General features: G+C 63.1%; 9 protein-coding genes and 3 tRNA genes. 6 read left to right on the plus strand and 6 right to left on the minus strand.

Annotation, left to right across the window (positions count from 1 at the left end; all coding sequences use genetic code 11):
- Positions 1-66 precede the first annotated feature (66 nt).
- On the plus strand, positions 67-834 hold the full coding sequence (locus BW995_RS16465) for an ABC transporter ATP-binding protein (protein ID WP_076401499.1): 768 nt from the start codon (positions 67-69) through the stop codon (positions 832-834).
- Between the two features lie 13 nt (positions 835-847).
- Here the strand turns inward: BW995_RS16465 and BW995_RS16470 are convergent, their stop codons facing one another.
- The 3 genes from BW995_RS16470 to BW995_RS16480 all read right to left on the minus strand — a co-directional run bounded on the left by BW995_RS16470 (position 848) and on the right by BW995_RS16480 (position 8161).
- Positions 848-1174, minus strand: coding sequence for a CU044_2847 family protein (locus tag BW995_RS16470; protein ID WP_076401500.1), 327 nt, complete (start codon positions 1172-1174; stop codon positions 848-850).
- A gap of 27 nt (positions 1175-1201) precedes the next feature.
- Positions 1202-5812, minus strand: a complete 4611-nt coding sequence (locus tag BW995_RS16475; protein WP_076401501.1) for an nSTAND1 domain-containing NTPase — start codon at positions 5810-5812, stop codon at positions 1202-1204.
- A 171-nt stretch (positions 5813-5983) separates the two neighbouring features.
- On the minus strand, positions 5984-8161 hold the full coding sequence (locus BW995_RS16480; RefSeq protein WP_076401502.1) for an SLC26A/SulP transporter family protein: 2178 nt from the start codon (positions 8159-8161) through the stop codon (positions 5984-5986).
- 197 nt (positions 8162-8358) lie between these two features.
- Between BW995_RS16480 and BW995_RS16485 the strand changes: the two genes are divergently transcribed.
- Positions 8359-9831, plus strand: coding sequence for a protein adenylyltransferase SelO (locus BW995_RS16485; protein WP_076401503.1), 1473 nt, complete (start codon positions 8359-8361; stop codon positions 9829-9831).
- A gap of 166 nt (positions 9832-9997) precedes the next feature.
- Here the strand turns inward: BW995_RS16485 and BW995_RS16490 are convergent, their stop codons facing one another.
- Positions 9998-11410 (minus strand): SLC13 family permease, encoded by a 1413-nt coding sequence (locus BW995_RS16490; RefSeq protein ID WP_076401504.1) that lies wholly within the window; start codon positions 11408-11410, stop codon positions 9998-10000.
- A gap of 115 nt (positions 11411-11525) precedes the next feature.
- Positions 11526-12431 carry a YicC/YloC family endoribonuclease gene (locus BW995_RS16495; protein ID WP_322099128.1) on the minus strand — a complete coding sequence of 302 codons (906 nt, stop codon included), beginning with the start codon at positions 12429-12431 and terminating at the stop codon, positions 11526-11528.
- A 180-nt stretch (positions 12432-12611) separates the two neighbouring features.
- On the opposite strand from BW995_RS16495, the gene gmk reads away from it, so the two are divergent.
- Positions 12612-13265 carry a guanylate kinase gene (gene gmk, locus BW995_RS16500; protein WP_076401506.1) on the plus strand — a complete coding sequence of 218 codons (654 nt, stop codon included), beginning with the start codon at positions 12612-12614 and terminating at the stop codon, positions 13263-13265.
- Between the two features lie 127 nt (positions 13266-13392).
- Here gmk and BW995_RS16505 read toward each other — a convergent pair whose 3' ends face one another.
- Positions 13393-14655, minus strand: coding sequence for a saccharopine dehydrogenase family protein (locus BW995_RS16505; protein WP_076401507.1), 1263 nt, complete (start codon positions 14653-14655; stop codon positions 13393-13395).
- A 433-nt stretch (positions 14656-15088) separates the two neighbouring features.
- Here BW995_RS16505 and BW995_RS16510 point away from each other — a divergent pair.
- From BW995_RS16510 to BW995_RS16520, 3 genes are all read left to right on the plus strand, one after another.
- Positions 15089-15164: transfer RNA gene (locus BW995_RS16510), tRNA-Glu, on the plus strand.
- Between the two features lie 55 nt (positions 15165-15219).
- Positions 15220-15295, plus strand: a tRNA-Glu gene (locus tag BW995_RS16515).
- A gap of 51 nt (positions 15296-15346) precedes the next feature.
- Positions 15347-15422 (plus strand) — tRNA-Glu (locus BW995_RS16520).
- Positions 15423-15441: the final 19 nt, after the last annotated feature.

The following is a 15441-nucleotide window of genomic DNA, read 5'->3' on the forward strand; positions in this document are numbered from 1 at the left end:
TCGCCCGCCGTCGTTCGTTGTCTGTGAATGTGCCTGTTGTGGCATGCTGTGAAGGAACATCCCCTGATGCTGGACCTCGATGCGGTGTCCTACGCCATTGACGGCAAGACCGTTTTGCATCCCTTGTCGTTGTCGCTGGGGCGCGGCGAAGTGGTCGGGCTGATTGGCCATAACGGTTCGGGCAAATCGACGCTGATGAAGCTGGTCGCCCGTCACCTCAGCCCGTCACAGGGGATGGTCCGGCTGGCCGGGCGCGACGTGTCGCGCTGGTCAGCGCAGGATTTCGCCCGCGAAGTGGCCTATATGCCGCAGCATCTGGCCCCGGCAGGCGGAATGACCGTCGAGGAACTGGTACGGCTGGGCCGCTATCCGTGGCACGGTGCGCTGGGCCGGTTCAGCGCCAGCGACCAGCAGCATGTCGATGCCGCGCTGGACGTGACCGGCGTGCGGGCGATGGCCGGGCGGCTGGTGGACAGCCTGTCCGGCGGCGAGCGTCAACGGGTGTGGCTGGCGCTGTTGCTGGCGCAGAAAAGCGGCCTGTTGCTGCTGGACGAACCGATTGCCGCCCTCGACATCGCCCACCAGATTGCCACCCTCGAGCTGGTGCGCTCGGTCAGCCGCTCGTTGGGGCTGGGGGTGCTGATCATCCTGCACGACCTGAATCTGGCGGTGCGCTATTGCGACCGGCTGGTGGTGCTGAAAAACGGCCAGCTCCAAGCCGACGAAACCGCCCGGCAGGTGCTGCACAGTGGCATCCTGCAACAGGTTTACGGCGTGCCGATGCACATCGTCCCCCACCCGGCCACCGACCAGCCTTGTCTGCTGGTCGGGTGAGAGGAGGCGGAGGTTATGGTTTGGCCGGTTTCCAGGTCAGGGAAATCTTGATGTTGGCTTCGGCGGCGCTCTTGGCGATCACCGCCCCGACTTCCCCCTTCAGCGTAAAGCCCAGTTCAACGGTGACCTGCTCGGGGCGGGTGGCGAGGCTGTCCACCTGATCCATCACCGAGGCAAGGCTGGGCCGAATCGCCGCCAGCGCCTGGTCAAAACTCTGGCGGGCCTTGGCGGCCAGACCGGAACCGGTATTGGCGACCATGCCGCCACGGTCAGCAACCTCTTCCTCAACGATGATCTGCTGGCCGTTCGGCAGGTCATAGGGCACAAGACGAATGGGCATGGGGTGGCTCCTGAAAAACGGGGCGGGTTACGAGGGGCAGTATCCCTGCAGGTCGGGGAGGGGAGCCGCTCTGCTGTCACGATCGGACAGAGTTGGCGACAAACCAAAGCGTTGTCGTTGTTCTGCTGATAAACAGTGTGAGACATGTGCGCGGGCGGTGACGATCAGGGTGCTGACATCCGGGTAGTCCCATAGGCGGATAGTGTCGTCCGTAGAGGCTGTGACGATTTGGTGGCCATCGGGACGAAATTGGGCATCGAAGATCTTACTTGCCTGGCCTCCGAGAATGCTTGCTACGGGCGTTGGACCAGATAGATCCCACACGCGGGCGGTGTTGTCTGGCGAGGCAGTGACCACCTTTCGTTCATCAGGGCTGAAGCTGGCGACAGTGACGCTTTGCATATGCCCACTGAGAACGATGGAGGTGGGCGTTGGACCAGATAGATCCCACACGCGGGCGGTTTTATCCGATGAGGCAGTGATCACCCGTCGCCCATCGGTGCTGAAGCTGGCAGCGGTGACACCCCCCTCGTGCCCGCTGAGGACGATGGCGGTGGGCGTCGAGCCTGACAGATCCCACACGCGGGCGGTTTTATCCGATGAGGCAGTGATCACCCGTCGCCCATCGGTGCTGAAGCTGGCGGCGGTGACGATGCTTTCATGCCCCTCGAGGATGATGGCGGTGGGCGTCGAGCCTGACATATCCCATACGCGTGCGGTTTTATCGTCAGAGGCAGTGACCACCCGTTGCCCATCGGGGCTAAAGCTGGCGGCGGTGACACCACCTGTATGTCCTTTGAGGACGATGACAGTGGGCGTCGAGCCTGACAGATCCCACACGCGGGCTGTCTTGTCTATTGAGGCAGTGACCACCCGTCGGCCATCAGGGCTGAAATCGGCTGTGGAGACTCTTTCCGTATGTCCTCTGAGGACGATCATTGTGGGTGTCGGGCCTGACAAATCCCACATGCGGGCGGTTTCGTCCGATGAGGCAGTGACCACCCATTGGCCATCAGGACTGAAGTTGGCGTCGTTAATAGGGAGTTCATGCCCTTTGATGTCTATGGCCGTGGGTAACGGACCAGACAAATCCCATATGCGTGCGGTGTTGTCCCATGATGTGGTGACCAGCTTGCGTCCATCAGGGCTGAAGCTGGTGGAGCCTACATAGAGATGGAGTAGTCTTGCGGCGAGTCTCCGGGTAGCTAAATTTCCTTCTTTAAATGTATTTTCTCCATATTTTGATATTAAAAGTTGTCCACCGTGACTAAAATTGTCCGTTGTTAGTGGCGAGTCAGACAGATTCCACACGCGTGCGGTGTTGTCCGATGAGGCAGTAACCACCTTTCGTCCATCAGGGCTAAAATTGGCGGTGCTGACAGGGAGTTCATGCCCACTGAGGATAATGGCGGTGGGAATGGGGTTAGACAGATTCCACACGCGGGCGGTCTTATCGTCAGAGGCAGTGATCACCTTTCGTTCATCAGGGCTGAAGTTGGCGTCGGTGATAGCTCTTTCATGCCCATTGAGGACGATGGTGGTGGGTGTTGGGCTTGACAAATCCCATACGCGTGCTGTGGTGTCACGAGAGGCTGTGACTACCCGGAACCCATTGGAATTGAAGCGGGCGGCGTTGATCCCACCCGTATGTCCTTTGAGGATGATGGCAGTGGGGATCGGACCAGATAGGTTCCACACGCGGGCAGTCTGATCGTCAGAGGCAGTGAGCACCCGTAGTCCATCGGGGCTGAAGTTGACGGCGGTGACACGATCCGTATGCCCGCTGAGAATGATGGAGGGGAGCATGAGGTCGGACAGATTCCACACGCGGGCGGTCTTATCGTCAGAGGCGGTGATCACCCGTTGCCCATCAGGGCTAAAGCTGGCAGCGGTGACATGACCTGTATGTCCTTTGAGGACGAGGCTAGCGAGCGTCAGGTCTGATAAATCCCACACGCGGGCGGTCTGATCGTAAGAGGCAGTGAGCACCCGCCGCCCATCAGGGCTAAAGCTGGCGGCGGTGACATCACCTGTATGCCCTTTGAGGACGATGGCGGTGGGCGTCTGGGCAGACAGATCCCACACGCGGGCGGTGTTGTCGTCAGAGGCTGTAACCACCCGTCGTCCATCGGGACTGAAGCTGGCGGCGCCGACAGCGCTTTTGTGCCCGTTGAGCGAGATGGCTGTGGGGGGGGAGCTAGACAGATCCCACACGCGGGCAGTGCCATCGTATGAGGCTGTTAACACCTTCTTCCCATCAGGGCTAAAGCTGGCGGCAGTAACACGATCTTCATGCCCCACCAGAGTCCGCTCCTCCCTGTTCCGCAACCATGCCTGCCGTAAGGCGGCTTCTGCTTCCGCTGTAACCGGGCGGTCGCGGTGTTTGGCCGGATCGGGCAGGGCTTCGAGGGCCAGCAGGATGGCGGTCATGTGATCACCGCGCTCGTTTTCCTGTTGCGCCAGTGCGGCGAGTGCGCGGGATTCCTGTCGCTGGGCGGCATCCGTCTGGGCGCGCACCATCTGGTACAGTCCGCCAATCGCCAGCAGGGCGATCAGCGAGATCAGCAACAGGCCTGCCGAAATGCGCAGCCAGCGTCTGGTGCGGCGGTTCTGCTGCTGCAGGCGCTGGTTTTGCTGTTCGCTGTCGCGCAGTTGCTGTTCCTTCCGCTGGTCCTCTTGCAGGTGGAACGCCTGACTGGCGGCGATATAGTCGCTTTGGGGGGGCGGTGGGGGGGCATAAAGGCCGGTAGCGTTGACCAGCCACTCACCGGCCTGATCGAGGTCATGGCGGCGGAGCAGGTCGCGTTCAGCCCGTTCGCCTGCCTCCCACACGGCATGTTCGCGTTCAAAGCGGTCGCGCCAGGCCAGAAAGCGGCGGTGGTCGTCGATCAGTGTGCTTAACCGGTGCCAGCGGGCCATCAGGGCTTCGTGGACCAGTTCCACCGTTGGTTGTTTGCTATCCTCACTCAGCACGGTGATCCGCTCGCTGCTGAGGGCGGTCAGAAGCTGCCGGTCAGTGGCCGAGGCCTCGGCCAGTACCAGCCGCCGCCGCAAGGCCCGGCCATCGACCAGCCGGACCAGCGACAACAGAACCCGGTCGATATCGTCATTCTGAAAGCGCTGACGGTGCAGGTTGTCCACGGCATGGTCGCCGTGGTGAGCGAGGGCCTCTTCGAGGATCTGGGCCGGATCATCTGCGGTGGTGGTGGAGGGCTGGCGCATCAGCCAGTGGTTCCGGGTCTGTGCCAGATGCCGCCAGCAGTGGCGCAGGGCCTCTTGCAGCAGTGGCAGGCGGCCCGGCTCGCGGGTGGCTTCGATGGCCATCACTTCGGTAAAACCGGCCTCGGCCTCCACCCCGAACAGGGCCGCCGGACCGGTGATGGCCTCGCGCACTTCGGCCCGGTTCATCGCCGACAGGGTGAACATCGGATAGGGGGCGGAAAACAGCCGGGCCACCGTTTCGTCGGCGGTGATCATCGTTTCCAGCAGGTCGAGGCGGGCGGTCAGCAAACAGTGGGCTTCGTCTCGCTCGACGGCATCCAGAATCCGCCGCAGAATGACGGTGCGCTGTGCTATCAGGCTGTTGTCCTGAGCGCTGCGGTGATCGTCATCGCGGGCGCTGTCGGGGAAGAACTCTTCAAACTGATCGATGATGATCAGGGTGCGGCGTGGAACGAATGACGGGTCCGCCCCCAGCGGACGGGCCAGAGCTGCCGCCAGTTGCTCGGAGACCGCCTGATACCTGACGTCACTGGGGCGGAACAGAAACACCGTCCAGCCATGGCGGCGGTACTCTTCGGCCAGCCCGGCCTTGACAAACGATGACTTGCCGCTGCCTGAGGTGCCAACCACCGCCATCAGGCGCTGACGCTCCAGTTGCTCAAGGGCTTCCTTCAGCTTGCCGGTCGGCGCAGACAAGGCAGTCTGTGCGCGGCCCCGTCCGAAGAACAGATGGGCGGTGTTGCCATCAAAGGCCGCCAGTCCGGGATAGGGGCTGGCCAGTGGCGGCCAGGCTTTGGCCAGCGCGTAGGCTGGAATCACAAACCCTTGCCGCTCTTCCCGCACCCGCCGCTCTACGACCATGCCGAGGATGCTGCCATGGTCGGCGGCAATGGCCGGGGCACCGCTGAGACCTTCTTCGATGAACGGTTGATCGGCTGTCGCGCCGTCGGCAACAAACCAGTTGCGGGCATCAGTGGCGGTCAGGCGTCCGTTGGTCGGCAGGCCATGGGCCGATCCCATGAAGCCAAAGCTGTAAAAGGGCAGCGATGCGTTGAGGGGGACAACCTGCCGGGGCGGTTCAATCCGCAGCGGCAAAAAGGTCGGCCAGGCCTGCTGGTCCACCGGGGACAGGATGGCAATGTCCGCCACCCCGTCATGCTCTTGTGAGCCATATACCTCAAGCGGCGGCACCCATGCCCGCAGGCGCAGGGTGAGGGTGCCATGGCCGGGCAGATTGGCGGAAATCAGGCATTCCGACGGGGGAGACTGGTTGAACGGCGGGCCCAGCGCGGCGCTCACCACATGGGCGCAGGTCAGGGCGTAGGTCTGGCCGTCGGCCCCGCTGACCAGAAAACCGGTCCCGACAGGAGGCCCGTCGCGGCGATTGCCTGCGGCATCGCCGGGCCAGATACGCAAGATGGCGGCCTGCCTGGATCCGAGCAATTTCCCCTCCCCCGATGGGAACCCTCTATGGGTGCAGTCACCCTATCAATACACTGAGTTTACCGGCATTTCACTCCTGATAATTGCGGCTGGACATATTTTGTCCGTCCCGAGTGTTGTGGTGGCCGAAGTCGGGGCGTTGTTTCAGTTCTGCGCCAACTGGATCAGCCGGTTGGCGAGTACCAGTTTTTCCGACAGGGTGACGGCCAGCAGGCGGTGGAACAGCAGGGCCAGTTCGCTGTCGGTTTTCTCCAGATGCTCCAGACGGCCCCGGCCAAGGCGGAAGATGGTCGAGGGCGTTTCCACCACCACATCGGCGGTGCGTTTGCCGCCGAGGTAGAGGGCGATCTCACCGACCACCGCCCCCGAGGTCATGGTGCGCAGGCGCAGCGGGCGGCCATTGGGCAGGGTGATCTGCACCTTGACCCGGCCATGGCCCAGCACATAGACGTCATCGGCGCTTTCTCCGGCGCGGATCAGGTCAGCTCCGGGGGGCAGGGTCAGCTTGTCCATCGCCGCCACCAGATCGGGCAGGCGGGAGTGGGGGCCGAGGGTTCCTTCCAGATGGCGGAGCACTTCGCTGGTGCTGCCTGCGCTGGTGTCGTCCTGCAACAGGGCCTCTTCGCAGGCCTCCAGGGCGTGGTCGAGGTCCGGGGCCAGTTGGCAGCCGGAATGGGAGGCAAAGGCCAGCCCGGCACGCTCGACCGCCAGTCGCAGCTCGGGGGACAGGTGGCTGAAGATCACCGTCACCCCTTCGGCGTCGGCCATGGTGCAAATCTTGAGAAAGCCCGCCGTGGCCGCCGAGTCCGCGCCGCTGACCGCCCGCAGGTCGAGCAGCAGGAACTGCAACGGGCGCTCGGATATCGCCTGCAGGCGCTCGCGCACTTCGGACACCACCCGCTCGACGGTGCCGAAAAACAGATAGCCTTGCAGTTGCAGGACGTGGATGCGCTGGCCCTGAGTGTTCAGGCGCTGGATGGCAGCGGTCGAGCGGTCAACGCTGCTGCGCAACTCGGTGCCGCTGGCGACCATCCGCACCACCGGCAGGCGGGAATAGGTATAGACGAACATCACCACCGAAATGGCCAGCCCCAGCGCCAGCCCGGCGAGGAAGCCGACCAGCATGATCGCCAGCAGGATGGCCGCCACCACCAGCCATTCGCGGCGGGGCAACTGGCGGCGGGAGGCGACCAGCCATTCCAGCAGCAGTTCCAGCCCGAGGAAGATCATCAGCCCGGCGGCGAGGAAGGTCGGCATCAGGGCGGCCAGCAGCGGGGCGCACAGCAGGCCGATGGCCAGCACGCAGGCGGTGGCCATCCCTGCCGCCCGGCCATGGACTCCCAGCTTGTCGGCCAGCAGGGTCATCCCCAGCCCGACAAAGCCCGACGTTCCCCCGATCAGCCCGCTGAGCAGATTGGCCAGCCCGCTGGAGCGCAATTCGGCATTGGCATCGAGATCCCGGCCCGAGGACAGTTCCAGCCCGCTGCTGTTCAGCAGCAGGCCAATCATGCTGAGGATCACCGCCGAGGCCATCGCCGGCGTGGTGGCCAGCACCGCGCCCCAGTCGGCATTTTGCACCACCCAGACCGGCGACGGCAGGGCGATGGTACCATCGGCGGGGGTGGTGGGCAGCCAGCTCCAGGCCCGCGCCTGATCGACAGAGACATCGCCTGCGGCCAGCAGGGCGTAAAACACTCCCCCGGCCCCAACCATCACCAGCGGAGCAATCAGCGGATTGGTTGAACGGCGCAGGGCCAGCAGCAGGGCCACCGCAAACAGGCCAGCGGGCAGGATTTTCGCCAGCCCCAGCGGGTCGGCCAGGGTGCTGAACAGGGCCGATGCCTGATGGCTGCCACTCAGCATCACCGCCGCGCCTTCGATCAGCAGCCAGCCCGACCCGGCCAGAAAGCCCGCCACCACCGGATAGGGCAGAAAGCGCACCAGTCCGCCCAGCCGCAGGGTGCCGAACAGCCAGAAACAGGCCCCGGTCAGCACCGTGCTGGTGCCCAGCACCGCAAAGACGGTGGCGATGCGCTGATCGCTGCTGCTGGCGGTCATGGTGGCGGTGACGCCGACAATCGACGAGGCCAGAATGGCGATGCTGGTTTCCTGTACCATGGCGATGGTGTTGGGATTGCTGCTGCGCAGGGCGATGACCAGCGCCAGAATCACCCCGCTGAGCAACAGAACGCCAACCCCCATCCCCAGCCCGGCGGACAGGGCACCGGGGAACAGCAGGGCGGCAAAGGCCAGACTGGCTCCCAGATTGTCGATACCGGCAATCAGGCCGACCATCGCCGGGCCAAGGGTACGTTTGAGCATGCGGATGATCCCTGTTGGGTGAAAAGCGGCGGCGGGCAGAAAACAGGCGGGCGTTGGTAATACGGCAGTCCCGGCGCGGCGGGCGAGGAAAAACCGCAGATGTCAGCCGCGAGCCATGTTTTGTCGCATCAGTCCTTGGCGATACTCCGGCTTTCTGTTAGGGTACTACCTTGGAATAATTCAAAGGTATAGTTCAAATGACCGACCCATCATGTTCTTCTGTTCCCGGATGGTCCTTTGACAACAGCTATGCCCGCTTGCCGGAGCTGTTTTTCCGCAGGCAGAATCCGACACCGTCCCGGCAACCGGCTCCGGTGGTGTTTAACCACCAGTTGGCCGCCCAACTGGGGCTGGACCTGAAGGCTGCCGACCCGCTGTCGGTGGCGGCGGTGTTTGCAGGCAACCAGTTGCCGCCCGGCAGCGAGCCGCTGGCGCAGGCCTATGCCGGACACCAGTTCGGGAACTTCACCATGCTGGGCGATGGGCGGGCGATCCTGTTGGGCGAACATCTTACCCCGGATGGGCTGCGGCTGGATATTCACCTGAAAGGGGCAGGGCAGACCCCCTATTCCCGCCGGGGCGATGGCCGGGCGGCGCTGGGGCCGATGCTGCGCGAATACCTGATCAGCGAGGCGATGGTGGCGCTTGGCATTCCCACTACCCGCAGTCTGGCGGTGGTTACCACCGGCGAAGCGGTGTACCGCGAGGCAGCCTTGCCCGGCGCGGTGCTGACGCGGGTGGCTTCCAGCCATCTGCGGGTGGGGACCTTTGAATATGCTGCCGCCTCTCAGAAGGGTGAAGGGTTGACCGCACTGGTCAACTACACCCTGGCCCGCCATTACCCCGAACTGCTGGATGAGGAATACCCGGTGCGGGCGTTGCTGTCGGCGGTGATCGACCGGCAGGCCGACCTGATCACCCACTGGATGCGGGTCGGCTTTGTGCATGGGGTGATGAACACCGACAACATGACCATCAGCGGTGAAACCATCGACTATGGCCCGTGCGCTTTTATGGATGCCTATGATCCGGCGACGGTGTTCAGCTCGATTGATCGCCATGGACGCTATGCCTTTGGCCGACAGGCGGTGATCGCACAATGGAATCTGGCCCGCTTTGCCGAAAGCCTGCTGCCGCTGCTGCATCCGCGTCAGGACGACGCCATTGCCATAGCCGAACAGGCCATCAACGGCTTCAAGGACCGCTTTGATCAGCGCTGGTTGCACATGATGGGGCGCAAGCTGGGTCTGTTCGACGTGCGGGCCGGAGACGAACAGTTGGTGCGCGACCTGTTGGGCTGGATGCAGACCACCGGTGCCGACTATACCAACACCTTCCGCAGCCTGTCGCCCTTGGGCCTGTTGTCCGAGGAGCAGGCCGCCGATCCGGTGCTGGAGGAATGGCACCAGACATGGCAGCAGCGTTTGCAGCAGCAGGGGCAGGATGTTCAGGCCGCACTGGCATTGATGAACAGCCAGAACCCGGCCTATATCCCGCGCAATCATCTGGTCGAACAGGCGCTGGCGGCAGCCCACGAGGGGGATCTGGGGGCATTCGGGACACTGCTGGGTGTTCTGGAAGCGCCCTATGAACAGCGCAGCGGCCTGGAAGCCTATGCCGCCCCGCCGCCGCCGTCGGACGAGCCATACCAGACGTTCTGCGGAACCTGATCCGTCGAGGCTCCGGACCCCATTGATTTGATTTCTAAAGAAAAATGAGGGCTTGGGGGCATTGCCACCAAACGGGTTCGGGCGGTAGCCCTCACTGATCCCGCCAACTGTCGTGTCCTGTGGCGTCACATTTAACGCACGCTGGTCCAGGGGGGGGGCTGATGCTTTACAGCCACCCCAGCAGGTGGAACCACAGGTAATCCAGCGGTCCCAGAAGCGCAAAGCTCACCACCGCCAGCGTCAGGCACAGGCGCAACCCGTCCCCTGCCGGAACCTTCCCCATCCCCATCGCCACCACAATGGGCGACGCCTGATAAGGCAGCAGGGGCGTCGCATAGCCCAGCACCTGCACCATCAGCACCGTCGCCACGGGCCAGCCGGTCCCGTCGGCCAGACTTTGCGCCAGCGGCGTGAACAGGGCCGGGACGCCATTGGCCGTCACCACAAAGTTCAGCGCGCTGACCAGCGCCAGCAGCGAGGCGAAGTTGCCCGCCGGATGATCCGGCGACAGCGGCAACACCCGCAACAGGGCCTGCCCGACCGCATTCCCCAGACCGCTGCTGCTGACCACCGCGGCCAGCCCGAGAATCCCCGCGATATAGAGGCAGGTCCGCACATTGACCCCGGCGGCGAACTGGTCCCCGGTCAGGAAGCCAATCCGGGGCAACAGGCACAGACAGGCCGCCGCCAGACCGACCCATGCCGGTGAAATGCCGTGCAGCGAGTCCGTCACCCACAAGGCCAGCGTCACCAGCAAAATCCCCGCCAGCCGCTTTTCTGCCGCCGACCAGGGGGCAGGAGCGTCTTTGACATCGATCGGGCCAGCGTGCGTTAAACCGGACGCAGGCACGCTGGTCCAGGATTTTGTTTTGCCGCATTGTTGTGGCGAAAACCGGTTCCCACTTTTCGCACAATGCTCCAGCGGCTGAGGCAGGGGGAACAGCAGCAGCAGGCACAGGACCAGCACCGCTCCTTTCAGGGCGCCGAGGATCGGCGCGTGCAGGGCCAGATAGGACAGATAGGAAAAATGCAGGCCATAGCCACTTTCCGCCGCCCCGGCCATCACCATGTTGGGAACATTGGCCGGTAAAATGCTGGTTGAAAGCTGGAACGTTCCAAAGCCGACCGCCAGAGCCAGCGCAATCCGCCCCTTGCTGCCCTCGGCCAGACCGCTGCGCTCGGCCAGAGCCATCACGATCGGCATCAACAGGGCAATTCGTCCCATGTTGGACGGCATGACAAAGGCCAGGGCATAGGTCAACGCGACCACTCCGACCAGCATGCGCGGCCACGATCCGGCCAGCGGAACCGCCAGCATGCGGGCAACCCGGTCTGCCAGCCCGACCGAGCGGATGGCGGTTCCAATGACAAATCCGCTCAGGACCAGCCAGAACGCTGACGACCCGAAGCCTGCAAACACCCGTTCCGGCGGCGCCAGATGCAGCATCATCGCCCCGGCAAAGAACATCAGCGCCGTCAAATACTCCGGCAGCCGGTTGCTGGCCCACAGGGCGATGATCACAAAGGTAAACAGGCCCGGCACCAGCAGGGGAGAAGCCAAAACCGCAGGGATCGCCATTGACGTGCTCCATGAACCGTACCGGAGGAGTCTCCGGGGAGATGCAGGGCGCCTATAACGCCATGCCACCGAAAATAGTCAATGAACGATCGTTTCGACTGCCAGAACAGGGGAGCTATTCGACGTTCTGCACCTGCTCGCGCAACTGGTCGATCACCGCTTTCAGTTCCAGACCGATCCGGGTCAGATCGCTGTCCTGCGCTTTGGAGCACAGGGTGTTGGCCTCGCGGTTGAACTCCTGACACAGGAAGTCGAGACGACGGCCACAGGCTCCGCCTTTGCTCAGCAGGTCGTCGGCCTGCGCCAGATGTGCCCGCAAGCGGTCCAGCTCTTCCCGGACATCCAGACGGGTGACAATCAATGCCACTTCCTGCACCAGACGGTCTTCCGGGATCGTTGTCCCATCACCGCCCAGCATGTCCAGAACATCGCTGATTTGCCGTTGCAGGCGACCGCGCACGCTGTCGGCACGCAAGGCCGCGGTCTGCTCGGCCTGCTCGACCAGCCCCTGAATGGTGACCAACTGGCCGCGCAGCACCGCTTCCAGCCGCTGCCCCTCTTCGGCGCGGGCTGTCTTCAGATCGCCCAGAGCCTGCACCAGTCCGGCCCGCAGCGCCGCCGTGTGCTGCTCGCGCTGTTCGGGGGAGATGTCCTGCTCGTCGGCAGCCATCAGCACGCCGCGGACTGCCAGCAAGCCGTCAAAGGTCGGCGGTGCAATATGCGGCGGCAGATCGCGCGCCATCTCCATCAGCTGCTGCAACAGGGCGCTGTTGACCGCCACCGCCGCCGCCGCGCCTTCGGGTTGGCCATGCAGGTTCAGCGACACCGACACGTTCCCGCGTCCCAGCGCCTTGCTGATCATGTCCCGGCACGGGCCTTCCTGATCCTCATAGCCGGATGGCAGGCGCAGGCGCACGTCCAGACCCTTGCCATTGACGCTGCGCGCTTCCCATACCCACCCCGGAGCCTGCGGGCTGGCAGGGCCTGAACAGCGGGCAAAGCCGGTCATGCTGGCAATCATCAAACGCTCCTGTGCGGGATGGGACAGAGGGGGGTGTTGTATACCATGTCCCCCCTGCTGCCAACCGGGTGCCCCCCCCCAGAGGCCAGATGAGGGAGGCCGGATGAGACTTGCCCTGCACCGGGTTCTGGTGTTTTGTCTGCCCATCCGATCCTCATCCAATCCCGCGAGGCCCCCGCCATGACCACCCCTGTTTTCCAGCCTGTCGCCCCGATTGCCCGCCGTGGGGTGATGCTGGTGCTGTCATCGCCATCCGGGGCGGGCAAGTCGTCAATTTCGCGCGCCCTGCTCGACAGCGAAGCCGAACTGGCCCTGTCCGTCTCGGTGACCACCCGCGATCCGCGTCCGGGCGAAGACGAGGCCATCCACTATTTCTTCCGCTCGGTTCCCGAGGTCGAAGCGATGGCCGAAAAGGGCGAGTTGCTGGAATGGGCCAAGGTATTCGAAAATTACTATGGCACCCCGCGCCAGCCGGTCGAACAGGCGTTGCAGGCCGGTCGCGACGTGATGTTTGACATCGACTGGCAGGGCAATCGCCAGCTGAAGGCCAATGCGCCCGACGATGTGGTCAGCATCTTTATCCTGCCGCCCTCGCTGGCCGAACTGGAAAGCCGTCTGGTCAAGCGCGGGCAGGACAGCGCCGAGGTCATTGCCAAACGGATGGCCAAGGCGGTCGATGAAATCAGCCACTGGGGCGAATACGACTATTGCGTGGTGAACATTTCACTGGAAGACAGCATCGCACAGGTCAAGGCGATCCTGCACGCCGAGCGCCTGAAGCGGGAACGCCGGATCGGGATGGCGGCCTTTGTCGCCGACGCTCTGGCGGGATAACCCTGGCGTCAGGACACACGACAGTACGGGAACAAGGATGTGGAGCGCTGCTCCACACCTCGCCGGGGCCTCGAGGCCCCGGACCCCATTGATTTGATATTGAAAGAAAAAATGGGGGCTCTCTGCTTTAGACAGCCGCCGGTGTTCTCTGCGTCTGTGCCACAGAGCGTTTTGATGGCGTCTCGTTGCCAATGGTGGCGGGTACGATCTGTGTCCGCTGGGCTTCACGCTCCAGCAGCACCTGCACCAGTTTGCTCTCTGCCATATAGGAGCGCAGAGGCAGCAGGCCCGGAGTGGTATAGGCCCCCGGCAGCAGGCTTGCCCGATCCTCCAGACACTGACGCGCCAAAGCAATGACCGGCAGGATTGGCAGATAAGCTGCCTCGGGCGCAGAGGCAATCAGGCTGCTGACCCGGGTCAGCGGGCGTCCCATCGAATCATCGCCGTGGGCTTCGACAATCAAACCACCAGCATGGGATGTCCCGCGCGCCAGTCGTTTGAGCAACCAGGGCATCATCCGCTGCCCACGACGCAGCCGGGCCTGTTCGGCGGCGGTCAATGGCCGCTGCCCGCCGCGCGGATGCGGCATACTCTCTTCCTGCAAACCCTGCCTCAGATGCGACAGAAGCCAGACCGCCCGTGGTGCCAGAAAGCCCGGTAAGGCGAGCCGGGTTTCCAGCGTTTCCAGATCAGGGAAGCGCGGCGGCAGGGTTTCATTGTCCGGCATGTCGCACAGCATGCTGGAACAGCGTCCGACAGACGGAACTGACAGTTTTCGGAGGTGCCGCCCACTCATCTCCCGGATCTTTTGGCCATTGCGCAGAACTGTCATCGGACGTCCCACCGTTGACAACAGCGTTGCCAACTGGGACCCCGGCCTCAGCGACCGTACACCGGGAATGACTGTCACGCGGACATCCCGGATATGATTGAACTGCGGGGCTATTTCATCCAGCAGCGCAGAACTGAGGCTGGAGGTTGACGCCCCACAGATCAGCGGCACACCGGCCTTGAGGGCCAGCGGATGCAGGGCACCGGTGAAGGATGCCATGAATGTCCGGCGGTCTGCCGCATCAATATAGGGAATACCGGCAGCCAGACAGGCTTCGGCCATCTGGTAGGTATACTGGGTAAAGGGGCCTTCGGCATGCAAAACCAGCTTTGCCCCGCTGACCGTCAGCATCGATGCCGGAGAAAGGCAATCTTCGGGGGGAACCGAATGCACATGGCATTCCGGGCTGTCCTGACGGATGGTGTCACACAGGGCATCACAGTGCTGGGCAGGGGTTCCGGCCAGCCACAGGCGCACATCCGGCAACAGGGCAGCCAACCGGGCCAGAGAGTGGCCTAAAGGCTGGTGGCAACCGGTAACCAGGACTGATGTGCTCATCGCGCTCCGCCTTTATGCTGCCTTGATGCCGTCCCCTGGATCCGGACCTGGAAGATCGGCCAATACACGGAACCATAGAGTGGTTATGGTATGCCCTTACCCACGCCCTTATCAATAAGTCTTATGGCCAGTGACAGGCCAATACCCTGAAAATAAAAGTGGATATCATCCAAAGGTATTATCCCTGTGGGTAATACCAAAGGGATAGGGTGTCCTCCTCTCCGCGATTGCCTCCATAAGGGTTCCCTTATCCATTCTGCTCTTCCGAACCATCCCGCCAGGCACCATCTTGCGCCCTGAAGTCACTGAATAATCCCGCTACCAAACTCACGTTTCAGGCCGTGTTGAAGGGGGCGGGAAAAAATGCAAAAAAGTGAAACAAATCTGTTGACGGGTTTCGAAAGATATAGCATAAACCGCCCCACGCCTCGACGTCCCCATCGTCTAGAGGCCTAGGACACCGCCCTTTCACGGCGGCGACCGGGGTTCGAATCCCCGTGGGGACGCCATCTCTCAGGTAGGCAGTCAGGCTATCCGCCGATTGCTGAAATGAGCTTTTTAGACGTCCCCATCGTCTAGAGGCCTAGGACACCGCCCTTTCACGGCGGCGACCGGGGTTCGAATCCCCGTGGGGACGCCAAGCTCGTTTGCCTGTACCTCTTTGGTATAGGACGCCCTGAGGTTCTTAGACGTCCCCATCGTCTAGAGGCCTAGGACACCGCCCTTTCACGGCGGCGACCGGGGTTCGAATCCCCGTGGGGACGCCATATTTTTTCCTTATGTCCA

Source organism: Insolitispirillum peregrinum (assembly GCF_900156605.1).
GTDB lineage: Bacteria > Pseudomonadota > Alphaproteobacteria > Rhodospirillales > Rhodospirillaceae > Insolitispirillum > Insolitispirillum peregrinum.